Source organism: Bilophila sp. 4_1_30 (assembly GCF_000224655.1).
Lineage (GTDB): Bacteria > Desulfobacterota > Desulfovibrionia > Desulfovibrionales > Desulfovibrionaceae > Bilophila > Bilophila wadsworthia.
In genome coordinates this window covers 277109-297797 of the sequence record NZ_JH114231.1, presented here as the reverse complement: position 1 = coordinate 297797, position 20689 = coordinate 277109, and the positions used below count along the sequence as shown (strand labels likewise).

Genomic DNA, 20689 nt, shown 5'->3' with positions numbered 1-20689 from the left:
GAAGAAAGGGCTGGTTTGCCGTTTACCGCTTAAGCCGAGGATCAAGCGTATCCCGCAGGCTTTCTCCCAGCAGATTGTATCCCAAGACGGTGATCAGGATGGCAAGCCCCGGATACAATGACAACCACGGCGCAATTTCGAGGACGTCCTTACCTTCCATCAGCATGTTTCCCCAACTGGGATCCGGCGGCTGGACGCCTAGCCCGAGAAAGCTGAGTGAAGACTCCACCAAAATGGCTCCGGCGATGCCGAGTGTGGCGGAGACAAGAACAGGGGTGAGTGCATTAGGAAGGATATGCATGACCATGATGCGGAAAGGGCGGGTACCGGCCAACCGGGCGGCCGCGACAAAATCCCGTTCGCGCAGGGAAAGGGTTTCCGCACGGACCAACCGGGCCACCCCCATCCATGAGGTCAGCCCGATGACCACCATAATCGTATTGAGGCTTGGTTCTAAAAACGCAATAACGGCAAGGATAAGGAAAAAAGAAGGGAAGCAGAGCATGACATCGACGCCGCGCATGATGATTTCATCGACGATGCCTCTGAAGTATCCGGCGAGCAGCCCCAAGGCAATGCCTATGGCTATGGAGATGCTCACGGAAACAAAGCCTACCCAGAGCGAGACACGTGCGCCGTAAAGCAGACGTGAGAGTACATCCCGGCCCAAGGCATCCGTCCCCAAAGGAAACTGCGCGCTCGGCGGCACCAAGATGGATTTGAGGTGTAATGCCGTGGGATCATAGGGGGAGAGCCACGGAGCGAGCAGGGCGGCCGCAGACATGATGATGACGATGCCGAGGCCGACAAAGAGCATTCCACGCCGGGAAAGGGTGGCGCCGAGGCGCTTGCAGAGCGGGGTCAAAAGCGTCTTGTCTGCGTTCATTGGCGTTTCCCCTGAGCGCGGATTCGGGGATCGGCGAGCCCGTATCCGATATCCGCAAGCATATTGCCCGCGAGCGTAAGCACGGCGCCGAGAACCAGGTTCCCCATGATCAAAGGATAGTCCCTCGCCATGACCGCGGCGTAGAAAAGCTGTCCCAAGCCGGGCAGGGCAAAGATGGTTTCAATGATGACGCTGCCCCCGATAAGGCCGGGCACGGAGAGGCCGAGCAGGGTAATGACCGGGAGGAGCGCATTGCGCAGGGCATGTCGGAAAATAACCACGCGTGCGGGCAGCCCTTTGGCCTTGGCCGTAAGAATGAAGTCCTGCCTCAGGACTTCCAGCATGGATGAACGCATGAAGCGGGACATGCCTGCGACGCTTCCCACTGTGATGACGGTAATGGGCAAAACAAGGTGCCTGCCCAGATCCATCAGCTTTCCCCAGAAGGACAGCGACTCATAGTCAAGGGACATCAAACCGGAAATAGGCAGCCATTGGTGTTCCAAGCCCGTATACAGCATGAGGAGCAACGCAAGCCAGAACCCCGGCATGGCAAATCCGAGAAAAACGAGGACCGTCATTCCTTTATCGAACAGCGAGCCCTGTTTCCATGCGGAAAGGACTCCGATGGGAACGGCGATGAACAGCGTCAACAGGAGGGAAATCACGTTGATGCCGATGGTCAGCGGAAGGCGCTCCGCTATTTTTTCTATAACAGGGCGGGCATCGCTGGACATGGAGTTTCCGAAATCAAGCTGTACGATCCGCGACAACCAGTCGAAATATTGGATGTACAGAGGACGATCGATCCCATAAAGCGCCTCAAGACGAGCCCGCGCCGCTTCCCCCGCAAGGGGGTTCAGCGTCGTCTGCATGTCCGTCGGCGTCCCCGGAGCCAGATGGATAACAAAGAAGCTGACGAGGGTGATCCCCCACAGCACCAGAAGCATCCAGATTGTTTTGCGAACGCAGCGGAGAATAAAGGAAGTTGTCTCGTTCGTGAACATGGTCGCCTCCAGCGCTTGTGGGCTATGCCTGCTGACTCATCCATGCGGACATGTCTTGAACTTCCTTATCCCAAAGGCTGGAAAGGCGGATATCCAAAAACTGCTTGTAACAAGCGTCAAAGAGCCCCAGGCAGAGTTCCATCAAATACATTTTTTCAAGGAAAGCGGCATCGGGATCATCGTCCTCTTCTCTTTCCACCTTTGGCGTCTTGAAACTGCCAAGAGAAAAATCTTCCGCCTTTATGGTGGTTTGCCAAGCCAATTCTTCCCGTTCGAAACGGACAAGAGCCCTCGTCACCTTTTTGCCCGTCCGCAGGCCAAGGCGGACTTCACGCAGTTGGGAAAGGGAACCGGACACGGAGGCCGTTTCCAGGCTGTCGCCTTCGCCACCTTGCACAACGATCCGCTGTTCAAGGTTCATGGAAAAGGGCACGCCTTCTTTATCTTTAAAACCCATAGGTTGCGTTTCACTGCGAAACCAGAGCCACGTCAGAAATTCCTGGCCGAGCACCATGTCCGTCGTCTGGCCGAGATAAGGTTCGTTCATTGTCGGCCTCTTATACAAAGCTGGTGGGTTCAAGAGCATCCAAACGGGCCAAAGTTTTCTCGTCCAGCATGGAAGCTGCCAAGGCGTACGGCGTCATCGGCTCCAAGTGGAGATCAAAAGTCAATGTAAAATGGTTCATGAAAAGTTCAATGAGTTTTGTTTGTGTGGATGCCAGGTAGACGATGTTGGTATCGGTTGCCCACGCCACGTCAAATACGGCGGGAATGGGGAGAAAACGTCCCATGAGGCGCAGTTTGACCTGATCCCGAAGTTCGTTTTTCCGATCCCGGGCGATGAACTTTTTTCCTTGTTCCTTGATGCGGACTTCTTCTTCACGGAGTGCGATCGTGACATATTTTTTCAAGACCGCGGGAGGAATCCTGCGTGTGTCCAGACGGAGCGCAAAAGCGAGGTACGCGCCTTTTTCCGGTGGAGCGGAGCGCCATTGCGTATCGAGCATATCCTCAAAACTGGTCCATCCCCATCCACGTTCCTCGGCGATGTCGTCGATATCCTGAAAGGCGAATTGCCGGAGTTTTGCGGGGATTTCTATCCAGAGTTCTTTGGGAACCGGTTCCGTGATTTTGAACCGTGTAAAACTACAGCTAGCACTGAGAATGCCCATGAGCGTGTCCTTGAATGAGGGTAACGAAAGAATGTATTTTTACGCTAAGGACGTATCTTGTGGCAAGTGTATAAATAGCGCATAATGAAAATTATGTAAACTTTTGTTTACTTCCGTATCATACAATCCACACCGCGCCAATCCCCCCACCCCAAAAAACATCCCTCCTCAAAGGAACAACCTCTAACTGACGGATAACGCCCTCAATACCGCCATGTCGCATAAAGCGGTTGTACAACCCGTAGTGTGCTCCCATCCGTTCGCAGCAATGCCCGAGCCAATATGCAGGGAAATCCAAGTTCCTTTCCGGCAGCTTGTAGTCCACAAGGAGGACGTTCCGGAAACGTTGCCGTGCAGCCCTTACCAGCTTCAAGGCCTCCCCAAAAGGCATTTGGTGCAGCAGGCACACAAAAACAGCCTGCTCCCCTGCCCCTTCGTCATTCCAAAAGTCCGTGGGGGTATGGTAAGTATGGGATACGTTCAACCCGTACCGTAAACAAAAACGCTTGATGTCCCGCTGGAGTGATGGGTGGAGGAAGTCAGCCACAGAGATTCCTCACAGTCGAGAACTCATTGAGCAGATACGCTGTTACGGGCTGCAGTTCCGGTGTGGAAGGCAAACCTTTAAGGACTTCTTGAAGAAATCCCGATGCCACACATGTTTTCTTTGAAGACGTAAAGTGAAGATCATGGATCCATGATCCCAATAATATTCTAAAATCATTTACATAACGAAGATCATGATAACTGGGGATACCACCGGAAAGAACAGTATCCACTATGGATTGCGACCACAGTTGGGGGGCATCCTGAACACGAAGAATGACATCCCGCGTCGGAATGGGCCGTGAAAGATGCTGGGCCATGATGCGCATGATGTCCAGCTTATCCGCATCTCGAACAACATGTGTAATGGTGAGGTACGGTTCAGGCAAGGCAGGGAGTGCATATCTGTTGTGCAAGGCAATGGCCGTGAGCACCCATTTATGGATATTTGGGGGTTCGCCTGCCAAAAAATGCTCTTTTTTCACGACACGGACGCCAAGATAGCCATGATTTTCAGATTCGGCATCGCTGAACGTGCGCCAACGGACATACTGGGGGAATCGTCCTGTATCATGGTAGAGTGCCGCAAGCAGGGCCGCCCTTCCCTCTTGGGAAGCAAGCCCTTCCTGAGCGACGATGGCACGGGCATGGGCTAAGACTTTATAGGTATGTTCCCGTTTGAGCCGGAGCATGTCGCCGGGGTGTTCACGCAGGTACATGGAGGCAAACGATTCGAAGAGTGCCTCGTGATTCCTGATGTCGTCCCAAGCCTGAGGTGTATTGTTTTCATAGGTATGCATCATGGATTTGTTCATACCCCGAAGCAAGGCGATCGACAAGCGTCTATTATAGGTTGACCTATTATAACCTTCCAGAAAGGTTCGTTGTGCCTACCCGCGTCTTTTGATAGGCTTATCCCCATATCTCTTCACTCTTTCTTCCACGGGATTGTTTCATGTCCGAATTTGTGCATCTGCATTGTCACACGGAGTACAGTCTTCTCGACGGCGCGATTCGTCTGAACGATTTATGCGCACGCGCCAAAGATTTCGGAATGCCTGCCGCCGCGATTACCGATCACGGCAACCTGTACGGCGCGGCTTATTTCTATACGACATGCAAGAGTTACGGCATCAAACCCGTCATCGGGTGCGAAGTCTATGTTACCAAGGATCACCGGGATAAGGATTCCGAATTCTCCCGTGTCCGGCACCATCTGATTTTACTGGCGAAGAACAACGAGGGGTACCATAATCTGGTTCGCCTTGTCTCCAAGGGCTTTCTGGACGGCTTCCATTATAAGCCCCGCGTGGATAAAGCCCTGCTCCGCCAGCACAGCGAAGGGCTCATTGCGCTTTCCGCGTGCCTTGCCGGTGAAATCCCCCGTACGTTGATGGGAGCCAACAAGCTGATCACGAACGGAGGGACGTTTGACGACGCCATCCGGCAAACGCAAGAGTACATGGATATCTACGATGGGCGTTTCTATCTGGAAATCCAAGCCAATACACTGCCCGATCAGGCAACTCTGAACAATAAGCTGTTGGAGCTTGCGGAGCATACCAAAGTTTCTTTGGTTGCGACGAACGACTGCCATTACCTGAACGCGGACGACGTTGAGGCCCATGACGTCCTGCTGTGTATTCAGACTCAGGCAAAAGTCAATGATGCCAAACGTATGCGTTTTGAAGCGCGGGATCTCTATTACAAATCCGCTGAGGAGATGGAGCAGGCGTTCAAGCATATTCCCGAAGCCCTTTCCAATACGGTCCGCATAGCTGAAGAATGCCATGTGGAGATGGACTTCACGCACCACTACTTTCCGGTATACGAACTGCCGGAAGGGATGACCCTGTCGACGGAGTTCCAGCGCCTTGCGCGTGAAGGCCTCAAACAGCGTCTGGAACTGCACCCCGATCGGGACACGATTGATCACCAGATCTATTGGGATCGTCTCGAGATGGAGCTTAAAGTCATCTGCGAGATGGGCTTCCCGGGGTATTTTCTGATCGTGCAGGACTTCATCAACTGGGCGAAGGGAAACGACATCCCGGTCGGTCCCGGTCGTGGTTCCGCGGCCGGTTCGATTGTCGCGTGGGCTTTGCGTATCACAAACCTTGATCCCCTGCCCTACAATCTCATTTTCGAACGCTTCCTGAATATCGAACGCGTCAGCCTGCCCGATATCGACGTTGACTTCTGCGAAGACAAGCGTACCCGCGTGATCCAGTATGTGAGCCAAAAATACGGTATTGATTCCGTATCGCAGATCACGACGTTCGGAAAAATGAAAGCCAAAGCGGTGGTCCGCGACGTAGGGCGTGCACTGGATATGTCCTTCAAGGAAACCGACCGCATCGCCAAGCTCATCCCCGATGATCTCAAGATGACCATCAAGAAGGCGCTGGACGCGGAGCCCGAGCTGGCGACCCTCTATAAGGAAGATCAGATCATCCGCAAACTGATCGACATCTCCATGCGTCTGGAGGGGTTGTCACGTCACGCATCGACGCACGCCGCTGGCGTGGTTGTTTCCGACAAGCCGATGGATGAGTACTTGCCTATCTATCGGGGGAAAAAAGGCGAACTTGTCACCCAGTTCGATATGAAAATGGTCGAAAAAGTGGGGCTCGTGAAGTTCGACTTCCTTGGTCTGCGGACCATGACCCTGATCGACAACACCCTGAAAGCCATTGAAGAGCAAGGGAAGAAGGCTCCTAACCTTGACATCCTTCCTTTGACGGACCCCGATACCTATGATGTCTTTTCCCGGGGCGATACGGACGGCGTGTTTCAGGTGGAAAGCTCGGGTATGCGCCAGTACTTGCGTATGCTCCGCCCGAACTGCTTTGAAGACATCATCGCTATGCTGGCGCTGTACCGGCCCGGCCCGCTTGGTTCGGGCATGGTCGATGAATTCATCAAGCGTAAGCACGGAGAAGTGGACGTCACCTATCCGCTGCCGTCGTTGGAAGGCTGCCTGAAAGACACCTACGGGGTTATTGTCTATCAGGAACAGGTCATGCAGATCGCGCAGATTGTCGCCGGGTATACCCTCGGCGGCGCAGACCTGCTCCGGCGAGCGATGGGGAAGAAAAACGCCGAAGCCATGGCCAAAGAACGAACCCTTTTCGTGGACGGTGCCGTCAAGAATGGCACCAGTAAGGAAAAGGCGACGGAAATCTTTGACTTGATGGAAAAATTCGCGGAATACGGTTTCAACAAATCGCATTCCGCCGCGTATGCGCTCATTTCTTACCATACGGCGTATCTGAAGACCCACCATAAGGTGGAATTCATGGCCGCCCTGCTCACTTCGGAAATCGGCAATCAGGATAAGATCCTCAAATACATTGCCGCCTGCAAGGACAACGACATTGAAGTCCGGCAGCCTGATGTGCAGGTCAGCCGCCGCGAGTTCATCGTGCGCGACGAGGCGGTGGTTTACGGTTTGGGCGGGATCAAAAACGTTGGTGATGAAGCCATCCGCGAAATCGTTGCCGCCCGTGAGAAGGACGGTCCATTCCTTTCGTTCTTGGATCTGTGTATTCGCGTCAGCCTGCGGAAAGTTACAAAACGGGTCTTGGAAAGCCTCATCAAGGGAGGCGCGCTGGATTGCTTCGGCTGTTCCCGCGCCGCTATGGTTGCGGCCATTGATCCGGTGGTCGCCCGTGCTCAAAAGAAGATCAAGGAAAAACAATCCAATCAAATATCCTTGTTGACGCTTGCCCCCAAGAAAATTGAAGAAAATCAGTCGTCTGGGATAGGCTTCTCCTGCGAGGAAGAAAGCATTTCAGAGTGGGACGAGGATCAGAAGCTCCGCTTTGAGAAGGAAGCGCTTGGCTTCTTTTTGACCAGCCATCCTTTGCAGCCCTATCGGCATGAACTGAATCGGTTGGATCTGCGCCCGTTGGAAGACTGCCGGGAAATGGCGGACAAGGCGACGATCAAGTGCGCGGTGTTGGTTACAAGTATCCGCGAAATCCTCAATAAACGTGGAAACCGCATGGCTTTCGTCGCTGTGGAAGATCTCACGGCTTCCGGTGAAGTAACGTTCTTTACGGAGGAACTGAATGCCAGCCGAGATCTGCTCAACTCGGAACAGCCGCTTTTGCTGACCGCGACTATCGACAATAGAGAAAGCTCGTCTTATTCTCCTGATTCGGATGACGATTCGGACGATGAGGCCCCGGTCAAGGAAATCAAACTGCGGGGTGTTTCGGTACAGGCATTGAACGACGCCTGCTCCGCAAGTGACGCGCCCATTTCATGGGAGCTGGATCCCCGCCGCCTGAACGCTGAGGGGATGGAATCGCTCAAGGCCATTCTCGAAAGGCATAAAGGAAACACTGAAATGCAGTTGGCTTTCTGCCTTGACGGCACCTTCTGCCGGGTACGGCTTGGCCCACAGTGGATGGTTACTCCCGGCCCGGCCTTCCAGCAGGACATGCATCGCTGGTGTTCAGCTAATCCTGTCCAATAACATACAGAAAGAAAGGAATACCATGTCTCGACCTTTTTGGAAGCTTACGGTTCGTTCCGAATTCTGCGCCGCGCACGCCCTTCGGCACTATCAAGGAAAGTGCGAACACCTCCACGGTCATAACTACGCCGTCGAAGTCGTCGTCAAAGGGTATACCCTCTCGCAGGATACGGAACTCCTCATGGATTTTGGCGACCTTAAGGGCCTCCTCAAACAGGCCCTCGAGCCTCTTGATCATGCCTATATCAATGATGTGCCTCCGTTCGATGCCGTGAACCCCTCTTCAGAGAACTTGGCGCGTTATATCTGGAATCAGATGGCACCCTCGCTTCCCGAAACGGTGAAAATGTACAGCGTAACGGTAGCCGAAAAGGGCATCCAGTCCGCAACGTACATGGAAGAGGAATAACAACACATTGAAATGCTCGATTTAAGTTTCAGTAGTATGTGTCAAAATATGCCCTGACTATGTGGAGAGGTTCCCCCCTTCTCGGTTTTACTGAGAAGGGGGGAACCTTATTTTTAGGTTTTTCATATTTTTAAAATTGTCCTCCTCACATATGTTTTAGAGCCCTTCGTCGGGCATACACATAATACGTATCCCGCTAACATGTTGCGTTCCTCTGTTTCTTAGCGGACAGGGCGGGTAATTCCTCAGCCCCAGGCTTCCATTCAATGGAAGTTCGAAACGCAGAGATTTTTTTCACACTAAAAAGTCATATAATTTAGAGAGTCACAGGAAAATCATTTTTGTATGACATCTTTTTGAGCATGGTTATGGAAACCAAAGGAGGTTTTCAATGGAAAAAAGCAGCACGCTCAAGAAGAAAACCAAGGATGCATTCGACAAAACCACAGATTATCTGAGCGACGCCAAGGATTCCGTCACGGAAAACGTGGGCGATTTCGTTGACGACGCCAAGGATAATCTCAGCAAGGTTAAGGACAAGGCCAAGGAAGGTATCAATGCCGCTGGCGAAGCGGTGCAAAAAGCCTACGAAAAGGCCAAAAAGTAACTTCCTGCCCTCGCCAGGGACACTATGTAGTCGCGGGAAAGTTCGGTTTCCGTTGCGAACAATAATCATTTCACGAAATAGCAAATCCCCCCTTGAGCATAAACTCAAAGGGGGATTTCCATCTTAAAAAATACTGCATACAGCCCTAATTACCACCAGTTGGAATTTATTCCTTCTGGAGCCAATCCACCAGTTCCTGCAGGAGTTCAGGGCGATCTTTTCCGAGAGGGAAGAAAGGCCCCGAAACGCCGTGGTCCATGAGCATGGACTTGGTGGCTTCAAAATCGGCGTCGGGCAGATCCACTTTCGTGATGGCGCAAATGACCTCGCGCTGCGTATAGATATTCAGAAAACCAGCGGGCAGGCGGCACAGCGGATCATTGGCGGGGTGGACATAGATAAGCACGTCGGTATCCACAGTGGTGCTGAGCAATGCCGGATAGTACATGGGGTGGCAGAAGAATTCGCCGGGGGTATCGACGCCTCCGTCCAGATCATATTGCATGGCCTGCGTTTTTTTCGCCTCATCACACGCAATACCGTGAAGGGCCGCGTACAATGTACTTTTCCCCGCGCCGACCGTACCAAGAAGAACGTAACGTTTCATCGGGTTAACTCTTGGTCGTTTCACATGCGGCAAAGCCCAGTACGTCGTGAAGGGCCTTTACCGTATAGCGTAAGGCTTCTTCCACGCTGGCTACGGAGCCCTGAATGACCAGTGCGCCGGTGAAGCGATCCACAAATCCGATTTGGACGGAAGCGGCTTTTGTGGCAAAGTCGCCTGCGATCATAGCCGCTTCACGAGGGCTCAGCGTCAAGATCCCTACCGCTTCAGCGCCGGGAACGCCCATTTTTTTGGCGAGATCCTCGTCAGGGTGGGCGATCAGATGAGCAATCGTAACCTGTTTCCCTGGTACGAGTTCCTGAATGATACGTGCTTTTTCTTCCATGAGCTCAATTCTCCTGCGCACAATCTGGCGTGCATCAGCGAAGGACGTTGACCGCACAACCCGTGCGAATCCGATAAGGATAAGTGAACCCGCTCCATATTTCAAGGAGGAGTTGGGTGAGAGGCCTGTGCTCAATACTCTCTTTACGTCAAAAGCAAAGCCAGCGAGCAGTCATCTCTCAGCGGTGTAATTTTATTTACCCGTTTCTTCTCGTATTTTTTGTTCGCCAAGCGCCTGCTGCTCTTCTTTTCTCATCGGGAGCCGTTCGCAGGCAATGCACCTAGCGGCAATACTCCCTAAAAGCATTCCTCCAACAATATCTATGGGGTGATGCTGTCCCAGCCACACTCGGGAAAAACCCATGAGCGCGATTACTACCGAGAGGAAAAGGGAAAAAGGACGGTTTCTGAACCAAAGTGCCAGAGGCACGGCTGCGGTGATGATAGTCGCCGTATGCCCTGAAGGGAACGAAGCATATTGATTGGTAAAGCCCAAAGGATATGGAGGCCAAGGAAATCCCGGTCTCGGCATACCCAGCCCGTATTTCATGATCTGCATGACGAAGCACAAAAAGAAGACACTGAACAAAACGCAACGCAGAACGAGCACTGTTTCCCGCCAGTCCTGCTTAGTGAGAGCAACAAGCAGTAAGACAAGATAAAGCACATAGATGAGCGGATTGCCGATATGGGTAACGACGCTCATGAAGCGGGTAATGTGAATGTCGGCTGTCGCTAGCGGAGAAAAGAATTGGCGGACGGGTTCTCCCCACCAGCCGAGGCAGAGGATAACGAACGCCATAATGGCACCAAGCGGTGCCAACAGGCAAAGATGCTTCCCCCATTGGTAGTCCGGGGACGGAGCAAGAAGCGTTCTGATAGACGGAACTATTGGATTCATAAAAAATTACTAAGTCCGGTGGATGGAATAGACTCGTTTTGTCGTCCTAGCTCCCTGATGAGCCACAGACATGTTCTCTTCAAAATGGAGAGCTTGCTTCGGGATGGGAAGATAAGCGAATAGGTTACTTGGTACAATGTATTATTTCCCGCCGTCGCCCTGTTCCGGCATGTCCGGATGAGCATATGCCCCTGCCCTCTTCGAAAGGGAAAGATGTTTCACCTATGTTTTCCATGACATATTGCACAACGCTCCCGTTTTGCTATGCTCAAAGAAAAAACAGGAGAAGCGGCATGGAAAAAGTGCTTCGTATCAATGTCGGCGCTGAAAACGGCCCCGTGGCTACTATAGAGGAACTCGGCGCGTACGCGGGCCTTGGAGGGCGCGCTATGACGACGACCGTCGTATGCAACGAAGTCCCCCCGAATTGCCATCCTCTTGGTCCTGAAAACAAGCTCGTTTTTTCTCCCGGCCTGATGGCTGGTTCGGCTGCGGCGTCATCGGGCCGCATCTCGGTCGGATGCAAAAGCCCGCTTACGGGGACCATCAAGGAATCCAACTCGGGCGGCACCGGCGGCCAGTTCATGGCCCGCCTTGGCTATGCGGCCATTATCATTGAAGGCGAAAGGAAAACAGACGACCTGTGGAAAATCGTCATCACGAAAGACTCGGTGACGTTTGAAAAATGTAATGAATACCGTATGCTTTCCAACTATCCTTTAGTTGCCGCCCTTCAGGAAAAATACGGCATGGAACCCGGATATGTGACCATCGGGACTGCCGGGGAAATGCTCATGTGCAATTCCACCATCTGCTTTACCGATCCTGAAGGCCGGGCTACACGCCATGCCGGGCGTGGCGGCGTCGGAGCCGTCATGGGTTCCAAGGGAATCAAGGCTATCGTGCTGGACCCGGCGGGTACTCCGGTAATCCGCAAACCGAAGAACGCTGAAGCGTTCAAAGCGGCGAGCCGCGCCTTTGCGCAGGGGCTTTCGTCACATCCCGTATGCGGAACGGGACTTCCCACGTACGGAACCAACGTTCTTGTCAATATCCTGAATGAAGCAGGCGGATTGCCCACAAAAAACTTCTCGGTTGGCCGTTTTGAAGGCGCGGATAAGATTTGTGCCGAGACGATGGTGGAAATCCAGAAACGTCGCGGCGGCAATCCCACTCATGGCTGTCATCGCGGCTGCATTATGAAATGTTCCGGTATTTGCGTGGATGAAAACGGCGAATTCGTGTCCAAGCAGCCTGAGTATGAAACCGTCTGGTCGCACGGGGCGCATTGCGGCGTGGATGACTTGGACAAAATCATCCTCTGTGACCGCCTTGAGGACGATTATGGGCTTGATACCATCGAGACCGGCGCGGCTCTCGGCGTACTTATGGAAGCCGGCGTCCTCAAATGGGGGGACATCGACGGCATCATCGCCATGATTCATGAAATCGGCAAGGGTACGCCTATGGGCCGTATCCTTGGTGCGGGAACAGCCACCACGGCCCGCTGCTTTGGCATTGAGCGCGCTCCCGTCGTCAAGGGGCAGGCCATGCCCGCCTATGATCCCCGTGCGGTCAAGGGGCAGGGGGTGACATATGCCACGACGACCATGGGTGCGGATCACACGGCGGGCTATGCCGTGGCGACCAACATCTTGGGTTGCGGCGGCAAGAGCGATCCTCTTTCCGCAGAGGGGCAGGCCGAAATATCCCGGAACCTGCAGATTGCCACGGCCGCTATCGATGCCACGGGCTATTGCCTCTTTACGGCATTTGCCCTGCTTGACCAGCCTGAAACCATGCAGGCTCTTGTCGATACGATCAATGCCATGTATGATCTGAACATGACTCTTGATGACGTGACGGAGCTCGGCAAGGATATCCTCAGAAAGGAGCGGGCATTCAATGCCGCTGCCGGGTTCACCAAGGCCCACGATCGGTTGCCTTTGTACTTCAGCCGTGAGTCGGTTGCCCCCCACAATGTACGTTGGGATGTTTCGGACGAAGATCTGGATTCCGTATTCAATTTTTAATAATTATGCCCGCTAAGGCATATTCATGAATATGGGGACGAAACGCACGACGCTTCGTCCCCATTTCGCATAGGAAAGGCAATGAAACACGCTGAACGCACGAACGGGGACACTCCCGCCGCCCTCGACGCCATACCGGAACGCTATTGGAGAAACGCCCGTTTCCTTTCCCGGACGGATCAAGAAAAACTTTTGCAAGCGCATGTTGTCATCATAGGGCTTGGCGGTTTGGGCGGGACCGTTCTTGAGGAGCTCCTGCGGCTCGGCATCGGTACGATTACCGGCGTTGATATGGATGTCTTTGAACTTTCGAATTTGAACCGGCAGCTCCTCGCTACGGAAGAAAACATCGGCCTTCATAAGGCGGAAGCGGCCCGTTTACGCGCCCGGCAAATCAATTCGGGCGTCCGTTTCATCCCTGTGACGGAAAAACAGGACTTCGAATCCATGTGCGATCTGTTTCGGGATGCTGACGTTGTCGTTGATGCGTTAGGAGGGCTTACGGACAGGCAGGCGCTCGAGAAGGCCGCCGCGGAAAAGGGTGTTCCCGTGGTCAGTGCCGGCATAGCCGGGCTGACGGGCTGGTGCAAGGCCATCTTTCCGGGAGAGACGGGGCCCGCGTCTCTTCTCGCCGGAGAAGGCGATCGCCCTACTCCCGACGAAATCCTCGGCAACCTCGCGCCCACGGTATTTCTTGCGGCGTCGTTACAGGCTGCGCTCGTGCTCCAAATCCTGACCGGAAAACCCGTCCGGCGGGAAGCCTTGTTTTTTGATCTTGAAGATGGAACCTTCACGCAGGTAGTGCTCGATCGGAGGCCATGATGAAACTCACCGTCAAATGTTTTGCCACGCTTATGCCTCTGACCCCTCCGGGCGGCAGCTTGGAGTTTCACGGTACGGATGTCTGTGACCTGCTGCGGCAGCTCAGTATCCCGGAGTCAGAAGCCAGGATCATTTTTGTGAACGGCATCGGCGTAGAAAAGGATGCCTTGCTCCATGATGGCGATCGCGTGGGGATTTTCCCCCCCGTGGGAGGAGGGTGATTTCCGTCTTTGCACAATACGTTGAAATTGCCTGCCGTGCAAAAGAGTGTCCGCCGTCTTTTGGTTGGCGGCAAACTCCAGTGAGAAGATCCGCCGTTTTTTGTGATAATCATTTTTTCGGATGGCCTCCTTACTTAGAAAGGAGGTGCGGGGCTCCTGCATGAGGCGTCAGCCCATACAGGAGCGGGAACCGATGCGCAAGCACCGGTTCTTCAGGGGAGAGGGGGAACCTCTCCCCTTTCTTTTTGAAGAACATCATTGAAAGCGGTGAAACAATCTGGAGGATACGCATGGAATCAAGCATGTACTGGCTCGACCTGATCGCTGAAACGTACATCGGCATCTGCGTGTTGTGCTGCCTGTTCATTATCTCCAAACAGCGGCGGCGCCCTGCCCCTATGATGCGCGTCATGCTGCTGGTTTGGCCCATCATCACGCTATGGGCCGGCCCTTTGGGTATCTGGGCCTATGAAACATCCAATCGGCGTATGCCTTCCCATGACGGTGACAGTGGAGCTAGGCATGGCATGTCCGACATGCACATGGAAATGCCCATGCAACCGATGCATTCACATACCCCTCACTGGAAGAGCGTCATGACGGGAACGCTCCATTGCGGGGCGGGATGCACACTTGCCGACTTGACAGGCCCCTTCCTCTTTCGCATGGCCCCCTTCGTTCTCTTTGGCAGCTCACTGTATGGGGAATGGGCGGTGGATTATGTGTTGGCCCTGATCATCGGCGTTTTCTTCCAATATGCCGGATTGGCCTCGATGAGCCATGACCGGGGGCTTTCCCTCTGGTTCAGGGCTTTCAAGGTTGACTTCTTGTCGCTTACGGCTTGGCAGGTGGGGATGTACGGCTGGATGGCCATAGCGGTGTTCCTTTTGGTAGGCCCCATGTCGCCCGATCAGCCCGTTTTTTGGCTCATGATGCAGATCAGCATGATTTGCGGCTTCATCACCGCGTACCCCATGAATTGGTGGCTCATACGCATCGGTATTAAGAGCGCCATGTAGATGCCTTTGATGAACTGGCCCCACCCCGGAATATTTGGGGAGGGGCTTTTTCTCTCTTGTGGTATGCCCGCCATGCCCCTCTCTTCAGCAACCCCCTTGAGTGTGTATCCTTTCAGGCTGCCATTGCTCCATCTCGAACGGGCGTCGTGGATATATTACGGTACAGTCTGAATTTTTTTTCTGTGTTTACAGAATGGATACAGCATGATAGCGAATGGGAAACGACACGTCATCCGAAACCTTTTGCGTTCAATGATATCCATAGAGGAGGAGCATGATGGATGTTTTTGATCTTGCTGACAACTTGCGCGCGGAATTTCAGGAGAAAGGCCTTTCCAACGAGGAGTTCCTGCTGAAAATTGCCGAAACGTACGATATCAAGCGGGTCTTTGTCAGTTCAGTGGCGGACGAGCTCTTTGACAAGATCCCAGACAAACGCATTGCGGAAGTCCCTGAGGTCGGTATGGATGAAGCCAAGCATTTGTGGTTTGCGTTTGGCATCGGGAAAATCCTTTTGCGTGATCGGGGACTGGAGCCTTCCAATTTTGATTGTATGCAGTTTTCCAACCGGCTTCTCCAGATGAAATAACCACTCTCCACAGCCGAGAGCCGGGACACAGCCCGGCTTTTTTTGTATCCGCCGAAGTAATCATATAAAGCTCCCCTCATTTTCTTTATCGCTGAGGGATATCAGTTTTGATGAGGAGTGCTGTATGCGGGTCATTATCTTGGGTGGTTCCGGCTTCATAGGTAGAGCCCTGACGCAGGCGCTCATTTCCCGTGGCGATGATGTGGTTGTTCCGACTCGGCATGTCCCAGCCGCAACGCCCTCCTCCGGCCCCGAATACCAGTTATGGGATGGGCAGGATCACTCGAGTCTGAGCCAACTCCTCAATGGGGCCGATGCCGTCATTAATTTGCTTGGTGAAAACATCGCGGCGAAACGTTGGAGCTCTGTACAAAAAGAACGCATCATCAGCTCAAGGCTCCTCGCGGGGCAGGCGCTCGTCATCGCTCTGCAAATGCCAATCGTAAAACCCAAAGTCTTGATACAGGCTTCGGCAATCGGTTATTACGGATTCTGGCCCGAAAACGCTTCGGCTCCCGACTGTACCGAAGACAGCCCCGCCGGTTCAGGTTTTTTGGCGACCACCACCATCCAATGGGAGCGTTCAACACAGCAGGCGGAGCATTTGGGACTCCGCCGGTGCATCATCCGGACAGCGCCCGTATTGGGATTGGGGGGAGGTATGCTTGCCAAGCTGCTTCCGGTGTTTCAGCTTGGGCTTGGAGGGCCGGTGGGGACAGGAAGGCAGCCGTTCGCTTGGATTCATCTTGACGACGAAGTCGCCGCGATTCTTTTTTTACTCGACCATGAAGAGCTGAACGGCCCCTTCAATCTTGTGGCCCCTGAGCACAGTACCATGAATGATTTTGTGCAATCCATCGGGAAAGCGCTGAAAAGGCCCGTATGGCTTCCCGTCCCCTCACCTCTTTTGCGGCTCGGTTTCGGAGATATGGCCGATGAGCTGCTTCTTGCCGGACAAAAGGCTTCTCCTGTCCGTCTGCTGGAGCATGGGTTTGTCTTTCGCCACCCCACCCTCGATTCGACTTTTCCCTCATAATGTGGCGGCACGCGGCAACGTTATCCAACTCTCAATAAAGAGAGATTCTCTTTTCCAAAGCGAAATTCTTGCCCCATTCCGTGATGAAGGGTTCCCTTTCAGGAGGAAATCCTATAGTAATGCGAACAGGAACTAAATCACAATAACTGCGAGGGGCAGGAGACATGATTTCAAGAAGACAAAAAATGGTAAATCTTTGGAAGCAAGTCCGGTTCATCGAAATCGTCGATCCGGGGAACCAGTTTGTGAAGAATCTGATGTTCGACGGCGTTTATTCCTCTGATTTTGCGCTGTTGAGTGAAGATATCCTTGATTGGTTCTCAGCCATCAATGAGCGGTATGCCTCTGTATATTCCGATACCGAGCATCATCGGGCCGTAAAGGCGACCATCGATCAAATGTATGCCTGATTGAAACGGCACGCATAAAACAAAGGCGATCCTTCCGGATCGCCTTTGTTTTTCTGTATATTGTGTCGGAAAATCGCTTCAAAAAAGACATTCGCCCCTCCCTTTATTTACAGGAGCCATGCGGCATGGTACGAACGCAAGAGGAAGGACAGGAACATGTCCGGGGGCCTTTTTTCCATAAAAAAACCGCCTGTATCATCATACAAGCGGCTTTTGGCTACATACCGCAGCCTCCACAGCCTCCGCCCCCGCAAGGGCCGCCTCCGCGCAAGGGTTTGGGAGGCATTGGCCGGACAGGGCCCACTTTGAAAGGCTTCGCCCCGTGTTTCAGGTTTGCGGCCGAAAGCAGCCGTTCGGTGTCTGTACTTCCGCAACTGGGGCAAGGCGGACAGGCTTCATCGGGGCCGACCATGTCTTCAAACTCGCAAGAGCAGGAAGAGCAATAAAAATCGTACATAGGCATAAGGGGATAACTCCATTCTGACGTCGTGCCGTGTATGACTGCCGATTATATAGCCAGTTTTTAACCGCTGACAAGGCTCTTTTCTCGTGTCTTGTCATTTTCTTTTGGGACGGCGTGCCGCCGCCGAGCTTGCCAAGTTTTGGTTCCTGTGCCAAACAACAGTGTTTGTGTTTTTTATAGTCCGTTTCAGGCTCCACATCTTCAACAGCATTTGCCCTATGTCATTACCCCAGCGCATACCATACGGTTTTTCGGCCTGTCTGATTCTGGCCCTTCTGCTCTTTTTCCTTGCGGAAGCCCATGCCCGATCAGCGTCAGGGGAAGAACAGGGGAACCGCACGTCCGTCGAGCTCAAGCAGTCAGACGCGTCACTTTCTAATGGGCAGACACCGAAGCTGGAATTACGTACTTTTACGGTTGAAATGCTTAACGACGGCGTACATGTCAGCACGGGAATAGGGCTGGAAAACGGCGGAGTGGTCCGGTCCCAGCTGCGGGATGGCGCCGTAATGACACTGACTTGTAAACTTGCCCTTGAGCGTGTGCGTACCCTGCTCTCCAATGAAGTCATCTCTGAGGAATCGCGCTCATACCAGTTGCGCCACGATTTGCTTTCCCGCGAGTTCATTTTGTCGTCTCCGGGGCATCCCATTGTGCGGCAAAAGCAGTTTGATACCCTGCTCGCCTCAGCTTTTCAGCATCTGGATTTTCTTCTTCCTTTGCAGGCGTCGCTTGTTTCCGGGGAAACTTATCGCGTCCAGCTCAAGATCACTCTGGAACACGCCGAAGTTCCTCCGTGGCTGGAAAAAGCCCTCTTTTTCTGGTCCTGGGAAGTCACTCCGCCCTTATCTTTTTCTCAGGACTTTATTTTCTAAGGCTCGGGGGCACGCATGACGGAACAGGAGAAGGTTGTCCAGATTGGCGTTCCCGACGAGAGGGAACGGCGCCGCAGGCGTTATGAACTTTTGGCGGCCTTTCTTCTGCTGTTGTTGGTGTTAGGGGGAACATGGACGCAGCTCACGCTTTATGGCGTGGACTCATGGATGTTCATCGCCTTGCTGAACATCAACTCCATCTTCATGCTTATCATCCTGTTCCTTGTCGCCCGGAATGTCGTAAAGCTGATCATGGAGCGGCGCAGAAAAGTTTTCGGCGCCCAAATCCGTACCCGCCTTGTCGTTGTCTTTGTTTCTCTTTCTCTGATTCCTACAGTCATCATGTTTCTGGCATCCAACCGTGTCGTCGCAACCAGCGTCGACTACTGGTTTACCCGGCAAACGGAAACATCCCTCCAAGCGGCCCTTGATGTGGGGCAAAGTTTTTATGCGGCAGCGGCGGAACGTTTGCACAGTCGTTCCGAGGCGATCGCTCAGGAAGCCGCACAACGGCGCATCGCTTGGACGGCCTCCAGCGCCAACACGCTTCTTCAAACAAAACAAAAAGAATACGGCCTTACCCTGGTAGGCTTTGTCACGCCGCAGGAGAAGGAACTGTATTGGCACGCCCCCAAAGCCTTTACCGAGGGATGGCAGGAAGCACGCACGCGAATCGATTGGACCCATGTGGCCAGGGCGACCTTCGGTTCCTTGCTCTGGGCAACGGATGATGCCGATTACGTCATCGGCGTTTTGGCGATTGATGGAGGCAAAACCGGCTACCTGATCACCGCGGAGAGTATTGGGCAGGGTTTGCTGGCCAAACTCGAACGGATTTCAAAGGGCTTCGAAGAATACGCTCAACTGAAGCAGCTCAAAAAGCCGCTCAAGGTTTCTTTTTTGCTTATTTTGGGCGTGCTGGGAATGATCACCATCTTCGGTTCCGTCTGGTTTGGCTTCCGCCTGTCCAAAGAGTTCACGGCCCCCATTTTGGCTTTGGCGCAAGGGACCACGCGCATTGCGCAAGGCGACCTCGATTTCCGACTCGAGGATAAAGGCGCTGATGAGCTGGGGCTTCTTGTGCAGTCCTTTAACCATATGGCTAAAGATCTCCAAGAAGGCCGGATGAGCCTGACCCATGCCAACGCGATGCTGGCCGAACACAATCGCTATATCGAAACAGTGCTCGACAATATCACCACAGGCGTCATCACGTTGGATGCGGATGGGCGCATCCGGACAATGAACAAAGCGGCAAGTTCCATTTTTGATGCTCAGCCCGAAATGCTCGAAGGGAGAAACCCCGCGGAATTTCTTCCCAGAAGCTACTCCAATATTTTTGTTTCCATGCTTGAAACGCTACGCGAACACCCCGAGCAAAATTGGAAGCGCCAGGAAGATTTTCTGCTTGGGGATCGGAGCTGGAAGCTCATATTGCACGCGGTTGCGCTCTCCGGGCCTGGCGGTATCCGGGCATATGTCATTGTTGTTGAAGATATCACGGAACTCGAGAAAATGCAGCGGATGGCCGCATGGCGCGAAGTCGCCAAGCGCATCGCCCATGAGATCAAGAACCCGCTTACTCCAATCAAGCTATCGGCGCAGCGCTTGGATAGAAAATTCGGCAAGCAGATAGAAGATCCGGCATTTGGTCAATGTACTGATCTTATCGTCAAACAAGTCGAGCGGCTGCAGGAAATGGTGCAGGAGTTTTCCTCTTTTGCGAAGCTTCCGGAAGTACAGCTTTCACCAGACGATGTCGCCCCCCTGCTGGACGAGCTCACGACGCTCTTCCGTACAAGCCACAGCAGTGTCATGTGGGATTTGCATCTGCCCGAACGCCTGCCCAAGATAGCTTTGGATCCTGCGGCGCTGCACCGTGCCTTGCTGAATATCTTTACCAATGCTGCGGAAGCGCTGGATACCCTGCCGCCCGAAGCCACCAAGCGGGTACGCATTACAGCTGTCCACGACCGTGGACGTGGTAGCCTCAGGCTCATCATTTCCGATAATGGCCCGGGATTGCAGCCGGAAGAACGGGAACGCATGTTTGAGCCCTACTTTTCCCGCAAGAAAGGGGGCACGGGGCTGGGGTTGGCCATTGTCAAATCCATCATCGCCGATCACCGCGGCACCATCCGGGCTGTAGCGGCACAGGGGGGCGGGACATCCATTGTCCTTGAATTCCCTGTTATGAGGGCCTAGCGGATTTCGCTTGCGTTCAATGGGTAATAGCAACTCATGGCCTCAATAAAAAAACT

Annotated in this window: 21 protein-coding genes; 12 read left to right on the top strand and 9 right to left on the bottom strand. The window is 53.4% G+C overall.

Features of this window, described 5'->3' with window-relative positions; all coding sequences use genetic code 11:
- Positions 1-22: 22 nt before the first annotated feature.
- From HMPREF0178_RS01450 to HMPREF0178_RS20775, 5 genes are all read right to left on the bottom strand, one after another.
- Positions 23-886, bottom strand: a complete 864-nt coding sequence (locus tag HMPREF0178_RS01450; protein WP_005027058.1) for an ABC transporter permease — start codon at positions 884-886, stop codon at positions 23-25.
- The gene (locus tag HMPREF0178_RS01445; RefSeq protein WP_009378421.1) at positions 883-1893 is read right to left on the bottom strand and encodes an ABC transporter permease; all 1011 of its coding nucleotides are present in this window, start codon (positions 1891-1893) and stop codon (positions 883-885) included. The genes HMPREF0178_RS01450 and HMPREF0178_RS01445 overlap by 4 nt, the downstream gene beginning before the upstream one ends.
- A gap of 22 nt (positions 1894-1915) precedes the next feature.
- Positions 1916-2440: a hypothetical protein gene (locus tag HMPREF0178_RS01440; protein WP_009378420.1), complete on the bottom strand. Its 525-nt coding sequence runs from the start codon at positions 2438-2440 to the stop codon at positions 1916-1918.
- Between the two features lie 10 nt (positions 2441-2450).
- The gene (locus HMPREF0178_RS01435; RefSeq protein ID WP_009378419.1) at positions 2451-3065 is read right to left on the bottom strand and encodes a recombination-associated protein RdgC; all 615 of its coding nucleotides are present in this window, start codon (positions 3063-3065) and stop codon (positions 2451-2453) included.
- Between the two features lie 539 nt (positions 3066-3604).
- Positions 3605-4414: an HD domain-containing protein gene (locus HMPREF0178_RS20775; RefSeq protein WP_157134859.1), complete on the bottom strand. Its 810-nt coding sequence runs from the start codon at positions 4412-4414 to the stop codon at positions 3605-3607.
- 152 nt (positions 4415-4566) lie between these two features.
- Here HMPREF0178_RS20775 and dnaE point away from each other — a divergent pair, with 152 nt between their 5' ends.
- The 3 genes from dnaE to HMPREF0178_RS01410 all read left to right on the top strand — a co-directional run bounded on the left by dnaE (position 4567) and on the right by HMPREF0178_RS01410 (position 9110).
- Positions 4567-8094 (top strand): DNA polymerase III subunit alpha, encoded by a 3528-nt coding sequence (dnaE, locus tag HMPREF0178_RS01420; protein ID WP_009378416.1) that lies wholly within the window; start codon positions 4567-4569, stop codon positions 8092-8094.
- 22 nt (positions 8095-8116) lie between these two features.
- Complete coding sequence (gene queD / locus HMPREF0178_RS01415) at positions 8117-8503, top strand: 6-carboxytetrahydropterin synthase QueD (RefSeq protein ID WP_009378415.1); 387 nt, start codon at positions 8117-8119, stop codon at positions 8501-8503.
- Positions 8504-8894: 391 nt separating this feature from the next.
- Positions 8895-9110: a hypothetical protein gene (locus tag HMPREF0178_RS01410; RefSeq protein WP_009378414.1), complete on the top strand. Its 216-nt coding sequence runs from the start codon at positions 8895-8897 to the stop codon at positions 9108-9110.
- Between the two features lie 166 nt (positions 9111-9276).
- Here HMPREF0178_RS01410 and HMPREF0178_RS01405 read toward each other — a convergent pair whose 3' ends face one another.
- The 3 genes from HMPREF0178_RS01405 to HMPREF0178_RS20295 form a co-directional block, all read right to left on the bottom strand.
- Entirely contained in the window at positions 9277-9717 is a 441-nt protein-coding gene (locus HMPREF0178_RS01405) for a EutP/PduV family microcompartment system protein (RefSeq protein ID WP_009378413.1), read from the bottom strand.
- 4 nt (positions 9718-9721) lie between these two features.
- Positions 9722-10060 (bottom strand): ethanolamine utilization microcompartment protein EutS, encoded by a 339-nt coding sequence (eutS, locus tag HMPREF0178_RS01400; RefSeq protein ID WP_005027076.1) that lies wholly within the window; start codon positions 10058-10060, stop codon positions 9722-9724.
- Between the two features lie 192 nt (positions 10061-10252).
- Positions 10253-10861, bottom strand: coding sequence for a phosphatase PAP2 family protein (locus HMPREF0178_RS20295; protein WP_050809241.1), 609 nt, complete (start codon positions 10859-10861; stop codon positions 10253-10255).
- A gap of 392 nt (positions 10862-11253) precedes the next feature.
- On the opposite strand from HMPREF0178_RS20295, the gene HMPREF0178_RS01390 reads away from it, so the two are divergent.
- The 7 genes from HMPREF0178_RS01390 to HMPREF0178_RS01360 all read left to right on the top strand — a co-directional run bounded on the left by HMPREF0178_RS01390 (position 11254) and on the right by HMPREF0178_RS01360 (position 17090).
- Positions 11254-12993, top strand: coding sequence for an aldehyde ferredoxin oxidoreductase C-terminal domain-containing protein (locus HMPREF0178_RS01390; protein WP_009378411.1), 1740 nt, complete (start codon positions 11254-11256; stop codon positions 12991-12993).
- Between the two features lie 81 nt (positions 12994-13074).
- Entirely contained in the window at positions 13075-13815 is a 741-nt protein-coding gene (locus HMPREF0178_RS01385; RefSeq protein WP_009378410.1) for a ThiF family adenylyltransferase, read from the top strand.
- The gene (locus tag HMPREF0178_RS01380; protein ID WP_347289375.1) at positions 13812-14036 is read left to right on the top strand and encodes a MoaD/ThiS family protein; all 225 of its coding nucleotides are present in this window, start codon (positions 13812-13814) and stop codon (positions 14034-14036) included. Before HMPREF0178_RS01385 ends, HMPREF0178_RS01380 begins: the two co-directional genes overlap by 4 nt.
- A gap of 290 nt (positions 14037-14326) precedes the next feature.
- Positions 14327-15055, top strand: coding sequence for a DUF4396 domain-containing protein (locus HMPREF0178_RS01375; protein ID WP_009378407.1), 729 nt, complete (start codon positions 14327-14329; stop codon positions 15053-15055).
- 274 nt (positions 15056-15329) lie between these two features.
- The gene (locus tag HMPREF0178_RS01370) at positions 15330-15644 is read left to right on the top strand and encodes a hypothetical protein (protein WP_232281162.1); all 315 of its coding nucleotides are present in this window, start codon (positions 15330-15332) and stop codon (positions 15642-15644) included.
- 124 nt (positions 15645-15768) lie between these two features.
- Positions 15769-16680 (top strand): TIGR01777 family oxidoreductase, encoded by a 912-nt coding sequence (locus HMPREF0178_RS01365; RefSeq protein ID WP_009378405.1) that lies wholly within the window; start codon positions 15769-15771, stop codon positions 16678-16680.
- Between the two features lie 185 nt (positions 16681-16865).
- Positions 16866-17090 carry a hypothetical protein gene (locus HMPREF0178_RS01360; protein ID WP_005027090.1) on the top strand — a complete coding sequence of 75 codons (225 nt, stop codon included), beginning with the start codon at positions 16866-16868 and terminating at the stop codon, positions 17088-17090.
- Between the two features lie 217 nt (positions 17091-17307).
- Here the strand turns inward: HMPREF0178_RS01360 and HMPREF0178_RS20770 are convergent, their stop codons facing one another.
- Positions 17308-17547, bottom strand: coding sequence for an FmdB family zinc ribbon protein (locus HMPREF0178_RS20770; protein ID WP_255344663.1), 240 nt, complete (start codon positions 17545-17547; stop codon positions 17308-17310).
- Between the two features lie 92 nt (positions 17548-17639).
- Here HMPREF0178_RS20770 and HMPREF0178_RS01355 point away from each other — a divergent pair, with 92 nt between their 5' ends.
- Entirely contained in the window at positions 17640-18428 is a 789-nt protein-coding gene (locus HMPREF0178_RS01355; protein WP_009378403.1) for a DUF4390 domain-containing protein, read from the top strand.
- A 15-nt stretch (positions 18429-18443) separates the two neighbouring features.
- Positions 18444-20633 carry an ATP-binding protein gene (locus HMPREF0178_RS01350; protein ID WP_009378402.1) on the top strand — a complete coding sequence of 730 codons (2190 nt, stop codon included), beginning with the start codon at positions 18444-18446 and terminating at the stop codon, positions 20631-20633.
- The last annotated feature ends 56 nt before the right edge of the window (positions 20634-20689 follow it).